The following is a 16,894-nucleotide window of genomic DNA, read 5'->3' as shown; positions in this document are numbered from 1 at the left end:
TTACAACACTTTCGGTCAATTACACAGAGGGGTGCCCCGATACGCTCAAATTTTGAACGCACCGAAAGCACCCCAATGAGGTCGGCCGCCCGGGGGTGGCCGCAGGTGATCAGGAAGAGGACTTGACCTGCGCGGCCACTTCCGCTGCGAAATCCACCTCTTCTTTCTCAATACCTTCGCCCACTTCAAAGCGGACAAAAGAAACCACGTCGGCACCGGCGTCTTTCACCAGCTTGGCAACGGTAACGTCCGGGTTTTTAACAAAAGGCTGTTCCACCAGGCTGTTTTCCTTCAGGAACTTCTTGATGCGGCCGCCCATCATCTTTTCGACGATTTCAGCAGGCTTGCCTTCCATATCTGGCTGCGCCTTGATGATTTCCTTTTCCTTCTCCAGCACGTCGGCCGGCATATCTTCCGGCTTGTTCACCTGCGGGTTAACCGCGGTAACGTGCATGGCCACATCTTTGGCCAGCTCCACTTCGCCGCTGCTCAGGGCAACCAGTGCAGCGATGCGGCTATTGGAGTGAACGTAAGCACCCACAACCGGCGCTTCCACTAGCTGGATGCGACGCACGCCGATGTTCTCGCCGATTTTCTGAACCAGTGCCTCGCGGGCTTCTTCCAGCTCACCTTCCATCAGCGCAGCAACGTCTTGCTGGCGATCTGCAAAGGCTTTGTCGACCACTTTGGCAACAAATGCCTGGAAATTGTCATCGCGCGCAACGAAGTCGGTTTCGGAGTTCACTTCAATCAGGACGCCGTAACTGCCATCTTCGGCAACCTTGGCTGCAACAACGCCGTCGGCAGCGGTGCGGCCAGCTTTTTTGGCTGCTTTCAGGCCGGAGGCTTTGCGCAGATCTTCAATCGCTTTTTCGATATCGCCATCCGCCTCGGTCAGTGCTTTTTTGCACTCCATCATCGGCAGGCCAGTGCGCTCGCGCAGTTCTTTTACCATAGACGCGGTAATCGCCATGATTCAATCCTCGGGGTTCTGTCACTTGTAAAACGGATTAGAAAAAAGGGGCCGATTGCGGGGCCCCTTTTGAGTTCGCAGCACAGCCGCTCACGACCATGCTGCAGCGCCCTGCGACTCTCTCTTAGGAGTCAGCAGCGGCTTCGTCGTCGTTCGCTTCGACGTATTCGTTCTTCGCAGTGCTGGTGCCCGCTTCAGCGGCACCGGCGAGAACGGCATCCGCAACCGCAGTGGTGTACAGCTTGATAGCGCGAATTGCGTCGTCGTTGCCAGGGATAACGTAGTCAACGCCAACCGGATCACTGTTGGTATCGACAACGCCGATCACCGGGATACCCAGCTTGTTAGCTTCCTGGATGGCGATACGCTCGTGCTCGACGTCGATCACGAACAGCGCGTCGGGCAGGCCAGCCATATCCTTAATACCACCGATGGAGCGCTCGAGCTTCTCCATGGTGCGGGTGCGCATCAACGCCTCTTTCTTGGTCAGCTTCTCGAAAGTGCCGTCCTGAGCCTGGGTTTCCAGATCGCGGTAACGCTTGATGGAAGCGCGAATGGTCTTGTAGTTGGTGAGCATGCCGCCCAGCCAGCGGTTGCTGACGTAAGGCTGGCCTGAACGCTCAGCCTGCTCCTTGATGGACTTCTGCGCAGCGCGCTTGGTACCAACGAACAGGATTTTTTTCTTCTGGGCGGCCATCCCCTTGATCACCTGCAGGGCTTCATTGAAAGCCGGAACAGTGTGCTCCAGGTTGATGATGTGAATCTTGTTGCGGGCGCCAAAGATGAATTGACCCATCTTCGGGTTCCAGTAGCGGGTCTGGTGACCAAAGTGAACACCAGCCTGCAGCATATCGCGCATGCTAACTTGCGGCATAGGTAAAACCTCAATATCGACGGAAGTACGCCGTTGCTGTCTGGCAGTGACTTCCCGGGTTGTATCCTCCACACACCCCATGCACCAATCCCGCCTGCTCCCCAGCTGGGAACGGGGCGGAACACCCAGGCGCATGTGCCGGTGTATGTGTGACGTTTAGTGTTTGCTCGGGACCACACGGCCCCAAGCGGCGCGCTTTATACCACATTCCAACCCCCACGGAAAGCGCGGCAGCCACCACAGGCGCCAGTCTGATGCCCGACGCCGCTGAATCCGCTACAATAGCGCGCCCCGCGGGCCTCGCCCGCCACCACGCAACAATTCAGGGATACGCATGACTTCAGCCATCAAGACACCGGAACAGATCGCCAAAATGCGCACCGCGGGCCGCCTGGCCGCGGAAGTACTGGAAATGATAGGCGAATATGTGGTCCCCGGCGTCTCCACGGAAGAACTGGACCGGCGCTGCCACGACCACATAGTCAACGTACAGAAGGCCATTCCCGCCTGCCTCGGCTACCGCGGCTTCCCCAAATCCATCTGCACGTCAGTCAACGAGGTGGTCTGCCACGGCATCCCCTCGGAGAACAAGATCCTGAAGAAAGGCGACATCATCAATATCGATGTCACCGTAATCAAAGATGGCTGGTATGGCGACACAAGCAAGATGTACTTCGTCGGCAAGCCCGCGGCGCACGCCGAACGTCTTGTCAAAGTCACCCAGGAGTGCCTGTACAAGGCCATTGAAATCGTGCGCCCCGGCACTACGCTCGGCGACATCGGCCACGTGATCCAGCAGCACGCGGAAAAGAACTACTACTCGGTGGTGCGCGATTTCTGCGGTCACGGTATCGGTGATGTCTTCCATGAGGATCCGCAGATCCTCCACTACGGCAGTCCCGGTACCGGTCTGGCACTGGAGGAAGGCATGACCTTCACTATCGAGCCGATGATCAACGCAGGCAAGGCCGCGACCCGGGTTCTCGGCGACGGCTGGACCGCGATCACCAAGGATCGCCGCCTGTCGGCACAGTGGGAGCACACCATGGTAGTGACCAGCGACGGGGTTGAAGTAATGACCGCCCGCAATGAAGAGAGCTTTTGAATCGAGGGATGCAGCCAGTAGCGCCGCAGTCAGGCGAGCGGGCCTATAGCCGGGACCGCTCGCGAAAAGATCGCCAACAGGGCCGTTGAAACAACGGTCCAGGCAGCGCGTCGCTCGAGCGCCCAAGCCAGGCACAACTCCCCTTTGAACGGACACAAGATGCAGTCGGCCAACACCCCCTATTTCGAACGCCCCCTGTTTTTCTTCGACCAGGCCCGATTCCGGCGCGCACTGGCCGAGGGCGCCAAGCCAGCCCTGGAAATATTCAAGGACGCCATCGGCGGCGCAGATCGCCAGATGGCGGAGCGCTTTCGCGAAGGGGAGGACGTGCGCACCCTCGTGCACGAGCGCGCACTGTTCGTCGACTGCATACTCCATTACACCTGGCACCAGTACGAGTGGCCCAGCGACATCAGCCTGCTGGCGGTCGGTGGCTACGGTCGCGGCGAACTGCACCCACACTCGGACATTGACCTGCTGATCCTGACCGACGGCAACGCCGCCCCGGACACCATCGACAATATCGAGCGGCTCGTGGCTTTCCTATGGGACCTGGGCCTGGACATCGGCCACTCAGTGCGCTCCCTGGACAACTGCCTGGAGCTGGCCGCGCAAGATATTACGGTCGCGACCAACCTGATGGAGTGTCGCACCGTGGTCGGCAGCGACGCCCTGCGCACCCGGCTGACCGAACGCATGAGTCCGGAAGAAATCTGGCCCGCCGCCGCCTTCTTCAGCGCCAAATACGCCGAACAGCGCGAGCGCCACAGCAAACAGCAGGCGGCCGAATACAACCTCGAACCCAATATAAAGAACGCTCCCGGCGGCCTGCGCGATATCCAGACCATCGGCTGGGTCGCGAAGCGCTACTTTCAGGTACGCACCCTGAAGCAGCTGCAGGGCAAGGGATTCTTCACCGAGGAGGAATTCGCCATCCTGCAGTCCGGCGAGGACTTCCTGTGGCGGGTACGCTACGGCCTGCACCTGCTGGCCGGTCGCGCCGAAGAGCGGCTGCTGTTCGACTACCAGCGCGAGTTGGCGAAACAGTTCGGTTATGTCGACAGCGGCACCCAGCTCGCCGTCGAACAGTTCATGCACAACTACTACCGCATCGTCATGGCACTGCGGGAACTCAACGACGTACTGCTGCAGTTCCTCGACGAAGCCATTTTGCAACGCGGCGAACGCCAGACGGTCACCCCCATCAACGAGCGTTTCCAGCTGCGCGACGACACCATTGAGGTCACCCAGACCCGCGTCTTTATCGAGCAGCCCTCAGCGCTGTTGGAAATCTTCGTCCTGATGGCGGAAAACCCGGAAATCGAGGGGGTGCGCGCGTCCACAATCCGCCTGATCCGCGAACAGCGCCACCTCATCGACGACGACTTCCGGACCGATCCACGCAACGCGGAACTGTTCATGCAACTGCTGCGCTCGCCCCGCGGCCTGTCTACCCAGCTATCGCGCATGACCCGCTACGGTATTCTCGGCCGCTACCTGCCGGAATTTGGCCGCGTGACCGGGCAGATGCAACACGACCTTTTCCATATTTACACCGTGGACGCCCACACCCTGCAGGTGGTGCGCAATATGCGCAGCTTCCGCAGCCCCGAGGCCTGGCAGGTGCATCCTCTGGCAGCGGAAATCCTGTCGCGCATGCGCAAACCGGAGCTGCTGTATATCGCCGGCCTCTACCACGACATTGCCAAGGGACGCGGCGGCGACCACTCCAAGCTGGGCATCGTGGACGCCGACGCTTTCTGCCGCCGCCACCACCTGCCCGCACGCGACCGCCGCCTCGTCTGCTGGCTGGTGGAACAGCACTTGCTGATGAGCCAGGTGTCACAGAAGCAGGACATCTCCGATCCGGAAGTGGTGCACGAATTCGCCCGCACCGTCGGCGACCGCGAACATCTGGACTACCTCTACGCCCTGACCGTGGCCGACATCAACGCCACCAATCCGGAGCTGTGGAACAGCTGGCGTGCCAGCCTGATGCGCCAGCTGTACCAGGCCACCCGCCGCGCCCTGCGCCGCGGCCTGGAAAATCCTATCGATCGCGAGGAAATCATCGAGGAAACCCGCAGTCAGGCGCGCAATATGCTGAGGGCCATGGGGCTGCCGATGTCGTCAGTGGACGACATCTGGGCACAGATGGGCGAGGACTATTTCGTCCGTGAGAGCGCCGACAATATCACCTGGCACACCGCGGCAATTCACCAGCTGCACAGCGCCAGCGAAGCGGGCGAGCCCGGCGACACCCTGGTCCTGACCCGCAACTCGGGGCCCGGGGAGCACGACGGCGCCACCGAAGTCTTCGTGTACACCCCCGACCGCGCCAACGTCTTCGCCGCGGTTGTGACCGGGCTCGACATGCTCAACCTGAACATTCACGACGCCCGCCTGTACAGTTCCGCTTCCGGCTACACGCTGGATACCTTTTACGTACTGGATGAATCGGGCCAGCCGCTGCTGGACGAGCCTCGCCGGCTGGAGCAGATCCGCAATACCCTGCAACAGGAGCTGGCGCTGGTAGAGGACTACTCGAAGGTCATCAAGCGCAGAACTCCCAGGCGTCTGAAGATGTTCGAGCTGGAGAGCCGCGCCAGCCTGTCGACCGAACCCGGCGATCACTACAGCACCCTCGAAATCACCAGTGCCGATCGCCCCGGCCTGCTGGCCCGCATCGCGCGCATCTTCATCGACCACGACCTGCGCCTGCACAACGCCAGGATTTCCACACTCGGGGAACGCGTCGAGGATATTTTTCATATTACCGATGCCAGCGGGCAACCGTTGCTGGACGAAGCGGCCAATCGCAAACTGGAAGAAGCTATCTGCAGTGAGCTGGACGCCCACCAGGCGAAACAGCCGCGCTAGTCGCCGGCCGCCCAATCGAATTTAAGAAAAGAAAAATCCCTATGAATCCGAATCTCGATCAGCTGCAGCCCTACCCTTTCACCAAGCTGGCAGCGCTCAAGCAGGGCGTGCAACCCGTGGACAAACCGCATATCGCGCTGTCCATCGGCGAACCCAAGCACGCACCGCCCGCGTTTGTGCGCGACGAGCTGATCGACAATCTCGACAAACTCGCGGTCTACCCGGCCACCAAGGGTATCGATGCCCTGCGCACCGCCATTGCCGAATGGCTGTGTCGGCGTTTCCAGCTCGGCAGCGTCTGCGCCGACACCCAGGTACTGCCGGTCAACGGCACCCGCGAGGCCCTGTTCGCCTTTGCCCAGGCGGTGGTGTCTCCCGGGGCAAAAGTGCTGATGCCCAATCCCTTCTACCAGATTTACGAAGGTGCGGCGCTGCTCGCCGGCGGTCATCCGCACTTCATCAACTGCGGTGCGGAAACCGGTTTCAAACCGGACTTTACCGCGGTGCCGGAACAGGCGTGGCGCGACTGCGACCTGTTGTATCTGTGCACCCCCGGCAACCCGACCGGCGCCCTGCTGGAACAAGAAGACCTGCAATTGCTGATCGAGCTCGCCGACCGCTACGACTTCACCATCGCGTCGGACGAGTGCTATTCGGAACTCTACTTCGACGAAAACAATCCGCCGGCCGGCCTGCTGCAGGTATGCGAGCAGATCGGCCGCGCAGACTATCGCCGCTGCGTGGTATTCCACAGCCTGTCGAAGCGCTCCAACCTGCCGGGCCTGCGCTCGGGTTTCGTCGCCGGCGATGCGGAAATCCTGAAAAAATTCCTGCTGTACCGCACTTATCACGGCTGCGCCATGCCTGTGCCCAGCCAGTTCGCCTCGATCGCTGCCTGGCAGGACGAACAGCACGTGCGGCATAATCGCGCGCTTTACCGCGAAAAATTCGCCGCCGTTCTGGATATTCTCGACGGCTGCCTGGACGTCCGGGCACCGCAGGCGAGTTTCTATCTCTGGCCCAAAGTGGGCGACGGCGAATCATTTGCGCGCGAGCTTTTCCGCCAGCAGCACATCACCGTACTGCCGGGCGCCTACCTGGCCCGCGAGGTGGGCGGCATCAATCCCGGTAGCGAATACGTGCGCATGGCGCTGGTCGCCACCCAGGAAGAATGTGTCGAGGCCGCGAAACGTATTCGGGCCTTCTGCAAATAACCCTGCACATCGTGAACGCGACGCCAGTATCAGGCGCGCAGAGAAACTGCAGGCAAGACGAATCACCTCCGGATGCCTGGCAACAGGCAAAGAAGAAATGGCAGTAAAGAACCTACTCAAACAGGAACGGGTGGACTATATCCAGCAGCGACTGGAGGAACTGTACCCGGAAACACCGGTACCGCTGGATCACAAAGATCCATATACCCTGCTGGTGGCGGTATTGCTGTCAGCCCAGTGCACCGACGAGCGCGTCAACCAGGTTACTCCGGCCCTGTGGGAGCTTGCAGACAATCCCCGCGATATGGCGAAGGCTCCAGTAGAACAGATCAAGGCAGTGATCCGCCCGTGCGGCCTGTCGCCACAGAAATCCAAGGCCATCAGCACGCTGTCGCAGATTCTGATCAATGAATATCACGGTGAGGTACCGGAGAATATGGCAGCGCTGGAGACCCTCCCCGGCGTCGGCCACAAGACCGCCAGCGTGGTCATGTCCCAGGCGTTTGGCCACCCGGCTTTCCCGGTGGACACTCACATTCACCGCCTGGCCCAGCGCTGGGGCCTCACCAGCGGCAAGAATGTCGCGCAGACGGAAAAAGACCTGAAACGGCTTTTTCCCCGCGACAATTGGAACAAACTGCACCTGCAAATTATTTTCTATGGGCGCGAGTACTGCTCGGCCCGCGGCTGCGACGGCACCGTGTGCGAAATCTGCACCACCTGTTACCCGGCGCGTAAAAATCCCAAGAAAATCAAAAAGGCTTGAACTGTGATTACACTCTACGGCATCAAGAACTGCGACACCGTCAAAAAAGCCCGCAAGTGGCTGGAAAAAAATTCGGTTGAGTATCGATTTCACGATTTTCGTGAAGACGGTATGGACAGTGTTCCGCTGCAACAGTGGCTGGATCAATTCGGCTGGGAAGAAGTCCTCAACCGCCGCTCCACCAGCTGGCGCGCCCTGAGTGACAGCGAAAAAAACAACATGATCAACGCTGCAGCCCTGGCCATCGCCAGCGACACCCCGACGCTGATCAAGCGCCCCGTCACGGTCAGCGGCGATACGACCCTGTTCGGCTTCAAGGAAGCCACTTTTGCAGAACTGGTTTAATTGAAATAGGTAAGAAGGGAATTACCCAATGAGCGAACTCTACAGCGTTGGCTTCGGCGTCGGCACCTGCAACAGCAAGGGCGATTGGCTGGAAGTTTATTACCCACAACCCCTCCTGCGCCCGAATGCGGAAGTGGCCGCTGCAATTATCGAAACCCTGAAGATTGGCAACGGCAATACTGCCCTTGCCCTGGATTCCGCGCAGCTGCAGCCTCTGGCCGACAAACTCAGCCAAGCGGGTGCCGAAGAGCAGGCGGCAATCCTGCGACAGTTCGCCGGTAGCCAGCGCCCGCTGGTGGCAACCGTACTGTTCAGCGACGACGCGCCACAGAATGTTCCGGAAGCCTACCTGAAACTGCACCAGCTCTCGCACCGACTGGTCAAACCCCACGAGACCAAGCTGGACGGTATTTTTGGCAAACTGGTCAATGTGGCCTGGACCAACCGTGGCGCCATCGACCTGGAAGAACTGCCGCAGCGCCAGCTGGAAGCCCGCCTCAAGGGCGAGCACCTGGACGTGGCCTGCGTGGACAAGTTCCCCAAAATGACCAATTACGTAGTGCCCGCCGGCGTTCGCATCGCCCACACCGCACGCGTGCGCCTGGGCGCCTACCTCGGCGAGGGCACCACCATCATGCACGAGGGCTTCGTTAACTTTAACGCCGGTACTGAGGGTCCCGGCATGATCGAGGGCCGTATTTCCGCCGGCGTATTCGTCGGCGCAGGCTCCGATCTCGGCGGCGGCTGCTCTACCATGGGCACCCTGTCCGGCGGTGGCAATATCGTCATCTCTGTCGGCGACAACTGCCTGCTCGGCGCCAACGCCGGTATCGGCATCCCACTGGGGGATCGCTGCACCGTGGAATCCGGTCTGTACATCACGGCCGGTACCAAGGTTGCGTTGCTGGACGACGCGGGCAAACTAGTGGAACACATCAAAGCGCGCGACCTGGCCGGCAAATCCGACCTGCTGTTTCGACGCAACTCTGTGAATGGCGCGGTTGAGTGCCTGACTAACAAGAGTGCGGTGGAGCTGAACGAAGCGCTGCACAGTAACTAAGCCCAAGCGGGAACTTCGCTTTGAAGTCCCAAGGTCGCCCCATAACTGCTTCGTAACAAGATCAGGGCGGCCCTGCTACCGGGAACAATTTGCGAGACACACTACAAGCACATCCATGTGCGCTCGTCGGTGGTCATCCATGGCCACCGACGGTCCCGCAAACCGTTCCCGGCATCAGCGCCTTCGCATTAAGTTTCAGTGTTCTTTCTACTACTAGTGGGTAGTGCGCAAAAACTCAATGCAAGGGTTCTGAGAGCGGGGGCTTCTTGCGGGACTGTCTGCGAGAGGGCCGAAGGCGCCGTGAATGCCTGGAACGGCCGGAAGCTCGCAGACAAGCCTACAGGGACGTATTCACGGCGTGTCCCGCAAGAAGCCCCCGGTAGCAGGACCGTCACGATACCCGCTACGGAGCATCAACCACTGAATCATCCGCGGAAAGACCCATGACCCCGACACAACAACTCGCCAGCGACCTGATCCGCCTGCGCTCTGTCACCCCCGAAGACGCCGGCTGTATGCCGCTGATGCTCGAGCGCCTGGAAAAAATCGGTTTCGAGACCACCTGGCTGCGCCGCGGTGACACCGACAACTTCTGGTCAGTGCGCAAAGGCGCGTCCGATGGCCCGCTGTTTGCCTTCGCCGGCCATACCGATGTGGTGCCCACGGGTCCGGAAGCTAACTGGCAACGCCCGCCGTTTGAGCCAGTTGTGGAAGACGGCTACCTCTACGGCCGAGGCGCCGCCGATATGAAAGGCTCACTCGCGGCCATGGTGGTGGCCTGCGAGGAATTCGTCGCGACGCACCCCGATCACACCGGCCGCATCGCTTTCCTGATCACCAGCGACGAAGAGGGTCCGGCTCACAACGGCACCGTCAAAGTGGTCGAGTGGCTGGAGGAACAGGGCGAAAAAATTGATTGCTGCCTGGTGGGTGAACCTTCCAGTACCGAGCGCGTTGGCGACATCATCAAAAATGGTCGCCGCGGTTCACTGGGATTGGAACTAACGGTGTTTGGAATCCAGGGCCACGTGGCCTACCCGCACCTTGCTGAGAACCCCATACACAACCTGGCACCGGCACTGGCCGAACTCGCCGCCGAGCAATGGGACGAAGGTAACGACTTCTTTCCGGCCACCAGCTTTCAGGTCTCCAATATCAATGGCGGTACCGGCGCCACCAACGTGATTCCCGGCGAAGTAAAAGTGGTATGCAACTGGCGTTTCTCTACTGAGACCACTGCCGAGGATCTCGAATCCCGCGCCCGGGCCATATTCGACAAACACGGGCTCAAATACTCTGCGGATTTCAAACTTTCCGGACAGCCATTCCTGACTGCCGAAGGCCCGCTGGTGGAAGCCACCCAGGCCGCGATACTGGCTGTTACCGGAGAAAAAACACAGCTCTCAACTGCCGGCGGCACTTCCGACGGTCGCTTCATCGCGCCGACGGGGGCTCAAGTGGTAGAGCTGGGTCCGGTAAATGCCACCATTCACAAAGTGGATGAGTGTGTTAAAGCCGATGACTTGGATACTTTAAAAGACATGTATCGAGAGGTCATGACAGGCCTGCTGACCTGATCGGAGAGATTGCCCAGCAGGAAAAAGGCAGCCACTGGGCTGCCTTTTTTGATGCATTATTCGGTCAGTGCAGCCGCCCGCGGCCGGAATGGCCGGATTGATCGGGTTGCGAGGTTTCTTCAAATGCGTGGGTCAGCACGAAGTAGTAGATCACCTGCGGTTGCCCCTGCATTTCCGCAATCAGGTCGAAATTGAATTCGCCCTTCTCGCCCGGAGTAATCTGTACCGAGCTCACATGTTCCGGCTCGATAAACAGCTCGGCAACCGGGCGCTTGCCGCGCATTACCTGCACTAGCAACGTCCGCACATCCTCTTCGGAGAAGCGCCAGTGGTAGTCGTCATCATCGTAGACGACAGAGTCCGCCGTGCCGGCGCGCAGGATGCAATTGGGGTGCTCAGTCAGCCACGGCCAGAATTCCTTGAAGGTCAGCGTCGATTTCATTGGCGCGCTCAATCTTCCAGCTCGTTGACACTGTCGGCTCCGCCGGCGAGACCGAACTCATCGGCAATCTGTCGGCACCAGCGATTGAGACGCTCGCAGGTCATTTCCTCCTGCTGGTCTTCGTCGATGCCCAGGCCGACAAAACTGCCCCCGACTTCCGCCTTGGACGCCTCGAACTCATAGCCTTCAGTAGGCCAGTGACCGATGATGGTGGCTCCGTTTGCGACAATGACATCGTGCAACATGCCCATGGCATCCAGGAAATAGTCGCCATAGCCGAACTGATCACCCAGGCCGAACAGGGCAACCGTTTTACCGGTGAAGTCTATTTCCTGCACATCTTCCCAGAACTCTTCCCAATCGGACTGAATCTGGCCGAAATCCCAGGTCGGGATACCGAAGATAAGCTGGTCGTAATCGGCGATCTCCAGTTGGGTGACGTCGGCGATATCGTGCACATCGACCCGCTCTTCGCCCAGGCGGGCGCGGATACGCAGGGCTACCGCCTCGGTATTGCCCTCGTCACTGCCGTAAAACAAGCCGATTTTACTCACAATCACTCCTCTGCCCACCACCGGGCTGCTGTCACCACTGTCGGATGGCGGCGTATTTTCCCAGCAATGGCGGGGTACGGCAAGGATGAAGCGGGAATAAAAAAGCCCCGGCAATGCAGGGGCAAAGGGTTACGAGTCTCCCGGGCCGTTGGGGTAGAAATGCCCGATCGATCGCACAGAAGAAAAGCGCGTTACTACTCTTCGTCGTTCTGTCGGCGCTGGCGACGCTCTTCCCAGCGCTCCATGTGCTGGGCTTTCATCTCTTTCAACTTGGCTTTCTGCTCGTCGGTCAAGATTGCTTCAAACTGTTCATGCATCTTTTGCATTTCCTGCATTTTGGCGACTTCCAGCTTGCCGAGTTGCGCCCCCAGCTTGTCGAGGGTTGCCTGGTCAGCGCCGGATTCGATAGCCTCGCGCAGTTGCTTGTGCAGCTCGTGCATCTGCTCGCGCTGGGCCTTGTGCGCTTCGCGATTGGCCTCCATGTTGGCCTTCAGCTGGGCCTTCTGGCCTTCCGTCAGATCCAGCTTGTCCGCCATGCGCTCAAACATGTGCTCGCGGAAGTGACCGGGGCCGCCCGGACCGCGATCATCGGGGCCAAAGGCCATACTCAGTCCCGGCGCTACCAGCGCACCTGCCAAAACCACACTTCCCGCAATCGCTCTCCAGTTTTTCATCGACACTTCCTCTTGTTTGCTGTCGGTAGGTTCATAGTAGGGTTCCACAATGTAAATGGGGGCAAACTGCGGTAAACATTTGTTAAGAACGGTAAAAAGCCCAAAAGTTGTTCGCAAACCGCGCCAACCGATTGCATATAATGGGTTCACGCAACCTGAGAGCACGCTATGAGCCGTATCCTACTGGTCGACGACGACAGTGAACTGACTGATCTCCTGCAGGAATTCCTGAGCGGAGAGGGATTTGACGTAACCGTTGCCAACGATGGGGGCAGCGGGCTGGAACTGGCGCAGAGTCACAATTTCGATGCCCTGGTACTGGATGTGATGCTGCCAATACACAACGGTTTTGACCTGCTGCGCAAATTGCGGGAGGAGGCCTCACCGGCGAGCCGCTCGTTGCCGGTCCTGATGCTCACCGCCAAGGGCGACACCGTCGACCGAATAGTCGGGCTAGAAATGGGCGCCGACGACTACCTGCCCAAACCCTGCAACCCGCGCGAACTGGCCGCGCGCCTGCGCGCCGTGCTGCGTCGCGGTCGCGTAGAGACAGAGGACAGCGATTCCGGGCTCAGCAGTGGCCCGCTGAGACTGCTGCCATCAGAACACCAGGCGTTCTGGAACGATCAGCTGGTCGCACTCACCGGCGCAGAATTTGCCGTGCTCAAGGTACTTGCCCAGAACGCCGGCGAAGTGGTCAGCAAGGAGGTGCTGACGGAGAGCGCACTGGGACGCAAGCTGATGCCCTACGACCGATCCATTGATGTGCACGTGAGCAATATCCGCAAGAAGCTGGCCGAGCAGGGCGCCAGCCGTGACCAGATCATCAATATTCGCGGCGCCGGCTACATGCTGACCCAGAGCGCGGGCTAGGACCGGCGGTTACCCGATGCGCAGTCTCTTCTGGAAGATGTTTTTCGGCGCCTGGATCACTGCCATGGTGATGGTGATAGCGGCGATCTACATCACCCACTTTCGCGAATTCGGCGACCCCCACCAGCAGGAGCGCTGGGAGGGCCCGGCGCTGTTCCGGCAAGTCATCAGCGCCATGCGCAAAACCCGTCGCCACGGCCCGGGCTACTTCCAGCACTGGCTGGAGCGCCTTCCCGACAAGGCCAAACACCAGGTGTACGCCGTCGACCAGAACGGCCGCGAATTGCTCGGGCGCCCCCTGCCCCCGGAAATGCTGCCGCTGCTGACCACTCTCAATTTCCGCAACGCCGAAGTCCATATGCTGGTCGACAAGAAGCCCACCGTGGGCTTTTTCTGGCCATTGCGGGGGGACGAGAGCTTGCGGATTGGCGTGATTGCGGAACACAGCAAGGAAGGATTGCTGCTGCGTTTTTTGTGGCGCAATTTCTGGCCGATTCTGCTGCTTTCGATGCTCGCATCCGGCGCCGCCTGTTATTGGCTCGCGCGCTATTTGAGCAGGCCGGTGGATCAGCTGCGCGCGGCCACCCGCCGTGTTGCGGCGGGTGAACTCGACTACCGGGTTTCGCCGAGCCTGCACAACCGCGGCGATGAACTCACCGATCTGGCCCGGGACTTCGACTCCATGACGGCCCAACTACAGGCATCCATGGCGGAACAACGCCGCCTGATCAAGGACGTTTCCCACGAGCTGCGCTCGCCGCTGGCGCGCCTGCAAGTGGCGCTGGGTATTGCGCGGCAGAAAAACACGGGCGGACTCGACACCGAATTGGACAAGATCGGCAAGGCTGCGGATTACCTCGAGGACATCATCTCCGACGTACTGTCCCTGCCGGTGACCGGCACTGACCAGCGCCCGCTGGACGACGTGGTGGAAATCAGAAGCCTGCTCGAAGCTTTATTGGAGGACCTGAAAGGCGAGGCGCAGGCCAAGTCACTACATTTCGATCTCCAGTTCAACGCCGACGAAATGCTGGTAGCCACCCGCGGCAGTTCACTGACCGCCGCACTGGAAAACATCCTGCGCAACGCGATCAAATACAGCCCCCCCGGCGGCTCGGTGACCCTGCGGGCGGAAGCGCACGATGGAAATTGCCGTATTCGCGTGATCGACTCCGGCAGTGGAGTGGCCGAGGATGAGCTAAAGGCAATCTTCCGTCCCTTTTACCGCACCGATACCGCACGCACGCGCGAGAGCGGTGGCTTTGGCCTCGGCCTCGCTATTGCCCAGCGCACCATCCTGCATCACGGCGGCAGCATCACGGCCAGCAATGTCGCCGGTGCGGGCCTGTGTGTAGAAATCCAATTGCCCCTGCTGGCTATCGACGACCATTAGGGCCTGTTTACTCTAAATTCGATAGTCGCGTTGCTGTCCCAAAACGGGCCAGGCAAGACGCGAGACGCGTGGTTTAGCGAGCTAAATGAGCGACAAGCAACGCAGCATGGCCCGTTTTGGGGCGCAACCCGAAGGGACGAGGCCCCTGATTGCCAATTGCGCTACGATCAAAGATGATGGTCACACGGCTGCAGTGAATGCCGATCCCGACTCTACAGATAACAAGGGCTCTGCTATGCGCTGGATCTTATACATCCTGGTTTTCCTGGCACTATTGGTACTGGCCGGCTTCCTGTTTCCCCGGCAGGTGACGCTCGAGCGCAGCGTCTACATCACCCAGCCGCCAGAGGCGGTATTCCCCTACGTCAACGACCTGCACAAATTCAACCAGTGGTCCCCCTGGGCAAACCTGGATCCGAAGACAAAATATGAGTTCAGCGGGCCGAGCCAGGGCGTCGGATCCGCCATGTCTTGGCGGAGTGAAAATCCCAACGTAGGCAGCGGCAGCCAGAAAATCGTCGCCAGCGAGCCATACAGCCTGGTGCGCACTGAACTGAATTTCGGCGCACAGGGCATGGCCGGCGGCGAATTCCACCTGCAGCCCCAGGGCAGCGGCACCAATGTGACCTGGAAATTCAAGAGTGATATGGGGGCCGGGCCGGTAGCCCGCTGGATGGGCCTGCTGGTGAAGAGAATGGTAGGCCAGTCCTACGAACAGGGCCTGCAGAACCTGAAAAGCGTCGTGGAGTCTGGCTCAGTGCCCGCAGTGGACGAAATGGACAGCGGCACCGACGACGAATTGCCGTCCGACGAGGACGACACCATGGGCGCAGATCCAGACGATATGGATTCGGGCTCGGGAATGGAAAAGCCGATTCTCGAAGAGGAAGGCGAAGAGCCCATCGACGAGCATCAATAACACCGTCGATCTGCGAGTACAGATTCCGCAAAGCAACGAGCCCGCAATCGCGGGCTCGTTTTTTAATCTCTGTCAGATTGGCCGTATCAGTTCTGCCGGGGATTACTGCGGCGCGCTTTCTGCGCCGGCGGCTTACGCAATTTACGCCTTTGCCGCTGCAGGTTCTGCTTTTCCACCTGGGTCAGCGGACGCTGGCCAAGTTTCGGAAGTCCCGCGGTGACACACAGGTCGTCAATTTCCCGCGGCTCCATCTCGATCCACTGGCCAACCCTCACGTTGGACGGGATAAAGACACTGCCGTAGCGCACCCGTTTCAGGCGGCTCACACGCACACCCTGGGATTCCCACAGGCGGCGCACTTCGCGGTTGCGCCCTTCCATCACCACGCAGTAGAACCAGCGATTATTACCTTCACCGCCGCTCTCCACGATATCGGTAAAACGCGCTGCGCCATCCTCCAGCAATACGCCGGTGGTCAGGCGTTTTTTCATTTCATCATCAACCTGGCCCTGGATTCGCACCAGGTATTCCCGGTCGATCACCGATGAAGGGTGCATCAACTTGTTGGCCAGCTCACCGCTGTTGGTAAACAGCAGCAGGCCGCTGGTATTGAAGTCCAGGCGGCCGACGGAGATCCAGCGCCCCGAGCGCAAACGCGGCAAGCGGTCGTAGACCGTGGGCCGGCCCTCGGGGTCGTGACGGGAGCAGATCTCGCCGACGGGTTTGTTGTACAGAATTACGCGGCAGCGATTCTCCTCCGCCGCGGGCAGGCGGCGGCCATCGAACTCGATGTGGTCGGCATCGGTAACTCGCTCACCCAGCTCCGCCACCTCGCCATTGACGGTGACGCGGCCGGCTTCGATAGCGCGCTCCATTTCCCGGCGGGATCCCAGGCCGGTGCGTGCCAGGACTTTCTGCAGTTTTTCGCCTTCAGGCGCAGTGCCTTCAGTCATGAGTTGGCATTTTCCGGTTGCGGGGCTGCGCGGGTATCGCCGTCATCTTCGGCATCGGATTCCTCGGACTGCGCATCACTGCGAGTCTCTGTGTCAGTTTCATCGGCGGCGTCGACCTCGCCAAACAGTGCGCTCGGCGGCAACTGCGCCGACAGCGCGGCGCTCTGGTCGGAACCGGTCGGTTCGGATTCAGTTTTGGCATCGGCTTCGGCTTCGGCTTCGGCTTCGGCTTCGGCTTCGGCTTCGGCTTCGGCTTCGGCTTCGGCTTCGGCTTCGGCTTCGGCTTCGGCTT

The 16,894-nt window shown here is 60.0% G+C and carries 17 protein-coding genes; 10 read left to right on the top strand and 7 right to left on the bottom strand.

The annotated features are described in order from the left end of the window. Positions 1-109: 109 nt before the first annotated feature. Positions 110-973 carry a translation elongation factor Ts gene (gene tsf, locus IG168_RS11555; protein ID WP_193164557.1) on the bottom strand — a complete coding sequence of 288 codons (864 nt, stop codon included), beginning with the start codon at positions 971-973 and terminating at the stop codon, positions 110-112. A 124-nt stretch (positions 974-1,097) separates the two neighbouring features. Further along, the gene (gene rpsB, locus IG168_RS11550; protein ID WP_193164556.1) at positions 1,098-1,847 is read right to left on the bottom strand and encodes a 30S ribosomal protein S2; all 750 of its coding nucleotides are present in this window, start codon (positions 1,845-1,847) and stop codon (positions 1,098-1,100) included. A gap of 334 nt (positions 1,848-2,181) precedes the next feature. Here rpsB and map point away from each other — a divergent pair, with 334 nt between their 5' ends. From map to dapE, 7 genes are all read left to right on the top strand, one after another. After that, positions 2,182-2,952, top strand: a complete 771-nt coding sequence (map, locus tag IG168_RS11545; protein WP_193164555.1) for a type I methionyl aminopeptidase — start codon at positions 2,182-2,184, stop codon at positions 2,950-2,952. A gap of 159 nt (positions 2,953-3,111) precedes the next feature. Further along, positions 3,112-5,832 carry a [protein-PII] uridylyltransferase gene (locus tag IG168_RS11540; protein WP_193164554.1) on the top strand — a complete coding sequence of 907 codons (2,721 nt, stop codon included), beginning with the start codon at positions 3,112-3,114 and terminating at the stop codon, positions 5,830-5,832. A gap of 41 nt (positions 5,833-5,873) precedes the next feature. Further along, positions 5,874-7,046, top strand: a complete 1,173-nt coding sequence (gene dapC / locus IG168_RS11535) for a succinyldiaminopimelate transaminase (protein WP_193164553.1) — start codon at positions 5,874-5,876, stop codon at positions 7,044-7,046. A gap of 97 nt (positions 7,047-7,143) precedes the next feature. Then, entirely contained in the window at positions 7,144-7,812 is a 669-nt protein-coding gene (gene nth, locus IG168_RS11530) for an endonuclease III (RefSeq protein ID WP_193164552.1), read from the top strand. A 3-nt stretch (positions 7,813-7,815) separates the two neighbouring features. Next, positions 7,816-8,157: an ArsC family reductase gene (locus IG168_RS11525; protein WP_193164551.1), complete on the top strand. Its 342-nt coding sequence runs from the start codon at positions 7,816-7,818 to the stop codon at positions 8,155-8,157. Between the two features lie 28 nt (positions 8,158-8,185). Further along, the gene (dapD, locus tag IG168_RS11520) at positions 8,186-9,217 is read left to right on the top strand and encodes a 2,3,4,5-tetrahydropyridine-2,6-dicarboxylate N-succinyltransferase (RefSeq protein ID WP_193164550.1); all 1,032 of its coding nucleotides are present in this window, start codon (positions 8,186-8,188) and stop codon (positions 9,215-9,217) included. A gap of 443 nt (positions 9,218-9,660) precedes the next feature. Beyond that, a complete protein-coding gene (gene dapE, locus IG168_RS11515; RefSeq protein WP_193164549.1) occupies positions 9,661-10,794 on the top strand; it encodes a succinyl-diaminopimelate desuccinylase in 1,134 nt (377 codons plus the stop codon). Between the two features lie 64 nt (positions 10,795-10,858). On the opposite strand, the gene IG168_RS11510 is transcribed toward dapE, so the two are convergent. The 3 genes from IG168_RS11510 to IG168_RS11500 form a co-directional block, all read right to left on the bottom strand. After that, complete coding sequence (locus tag IG168_RS11510) at positions 10,859-11,236, bottom strand: hypothetical protein (RefSeq protein ID WP_193164548.1); 378 nt, start codon at positions 11,234-11,236, stop codon at positions 10,859-10,861. 8 nt (positions 11,237-11,244) lie between these two features. Next, on the bottom strand, positions 11,245-11,790 hold the full coding sequence (locus IG168_RS11505; protein ID WP_193164547.1) for a flavodoxin: 546 nt from the start codon (positions 11,788-11,790) through the stop codon (positions 11,245-11,247). Between the two features lie 194 nt (positions 11,791-11,984). Further along, positions 11,985-12,464 (bottom strand): Spy/CpxP family protein refolding chaperone, encoded by a 480-nt coding sequence (locus IG168_RS11500; protein ID WP_193164546.1) that lies wholly within the window; start codon positions 12,462-12,464, stop codon positions 11,985-11,987. Positions 12,465-12,632: 168 nt separating this feature from the next. Between IG168_RS11500 and IG168_RS11495 the strand changes: the two genes are divergently transcribed. The 3 genes from IG168_RS11495 (at position 12,633) to IG168_RS11485 (ending at position 15,649) form a co-directional block, all read left to right on the top strand. Beyond that, the gene (locus IG168_RS11495) at positions 12,633-13,337 is read left to right on the top strand and encodes a response regulator transcription factor (RefSeq protein ID WP_193164545.1); all 705 of its coding nucleotides are present in this window, start codon (positions 12,633-12,635) and stop codon (positions 13,335-13,337) included. A 16-nt stretch (positions 13,338-13,353) separates the two neighbouring features. Further along, a complete protein-coding gene (locus IG168_RS11490) occupies positions 13,354-14,730 on the top strand; it encodes an ATP-binding protein (RefSeq protein ID WP_193164544.1) in 1,377 nt (458 codons plus the stop codon). A 235-nt stretch (positions 14,731-14,965) separates the two neighbouring features. Further along, a complete protein-coding gene (locus IG168_RS11485; protein WP_193164543.1) occupies positions 14,966-15,649 on the top strand; it encodes an SRPBCC family protein in 684 nt (227 codons plus the stop codon). 86 nt (positions 15,650-15,735) lie between these two features. Here IG168_RS11485 and rluB read toward each other — a convergent pair whose 3' ends face one another. Together rluB and IG168_RS11475 are read right to left on the bottom strand one after the other, a co-directional pair. Then, positions 15,736-16,602: a 23S rRNA pseudouridine(2605) synthase RluB gene (gene rluB, locus IG168_RS11480; protein ID WP_193164542.1), complete on the bottom strand. Its 867-nt coding sequence runs from the start codon at positions 16,600-16,602 to the stop codon at positions 15,736-15,738. Beyond that, positions 16,599-16,894, bottom strand: a 296-nt coding sequence (locus IG168_RS11475; RefSeq protein ID WP_226876881.1) for a hypothetical protein, incomplete at its 5' end; no start/stop codon positions are given. The genes rluB and IG168_RS11475, both read right to left, overlap by 4 nt.

Source organism: Microbulbifer hainanensis, assembly GCF_014904735.1.
Lineage (GTDB): Bacteria > Pseudomonadota > Gammaproteobacteria > Pseudomonadales > Cellvibrionaceae > Microbulbifer > Microbulbifer hainanensis.
The sequence above is the reverse complement of the archived record's forward strand: the minus strand, read 5'-3'. Positions and strand labels throughout refer to the sequence as shown.

Excerpts from the sequence above, each read along its gene's own strand:
- IG168_RS11490 (WP_193164544.1), top strand. The coding sequence starts at position 13,354 with ATGCGCAGTCTCTTCTGGAAGATGTTTTTCGGCGCCTGGATCACTGCC.
- nth (WP_193164552.1), top strand. The coding sequence starts at position 7,144 with ATGGCAGTAAAGAACCTACTCAAACAGGAACGGGTGGACTATATCCAG.
- rpsB (WP_193164556.1), bottom strand. The coding sequence starts at position 1,847 with ATGCCGCAAGTTAGCATGCGCGATATGCTGCAGGCTGGTGTTCACTTT.
- IG168_RS11510 (WP_193164548.1), bottom strand. The coding sequence starts at position 11,236 with ATGAAATCGACGCTGACCTTCAAGGAATTCTGGCCGTGGCTGACTGAG.
- dapE (WP_193164549.1), top strand. The coding sequence starts at position 9,661 with ATGACCCCGACACAACAACTCGCCAGCGACCTGATCCGCCTGCGCTCT.
- IG168_RS11485 (WP_193164543.1), top strand. The coding sequence starts at position 14,966 with ATGCGCTGGATCTTATACATCCTGGTTTTCCTGGCACTATTGGTACTG.
- IG168_RS11540 (WP_193164554.1), top strand. The coding sequence starts at position 3,112 with ATGCAGTCGGCCAACACCCCCTATTTCGAACGCCCCCTGTTTTTCTTC.
- dapC (WP_193164553.1), top strand. The coding sequence starts at position 5,874 with ATGAATCCGAATCTCGATCAGCTGCAGCCCTACCCTTTCACCAAGCTG.
- rluB (WP_193164542.1), bottom strand. The coding sequence starts at position 16,602 with ATGACTGAAGGCACTGCGCCTGAAGGCGAAAAACTGCAGAAAGTCCTG.
- map (WP_193164555.1), top strand. The coding sequence starts at position 2,182 with ATGACTTCAGCCATCAAGACACCGGAACAGATCGCCAAAATGCGCACC.
- IG168_RS11500 (WP_193164546.1), bottom strand. The coding sequence starts at position 12,464 with ATGAAAAACTGGAGAGCGATTGCGGGAAGTGTGGTTTTGGCAGGTGCG.
- IG168_RS11495 (WP_193164545.1), top strand. The coding sequence starts at position 12,633 with ATGAGCCGTATCCTACTGGTCGACGACGACAGTGAACTGACTGATCTC.
- dapD (WP_193164550.1), top strand. The coding sequence starts at position 8,186 with ATGAGCGAACTCTACAGCGTTGGCTTCGGCGTCGGCACCTGCAACAGC.
- tsf (WP_193164557.1), bottom strand. The coding sequence starts at position 973 with ATGGCGATTACCGCGTCTATGGTAAAAGAACTGCGCGAGCGCACTGGC.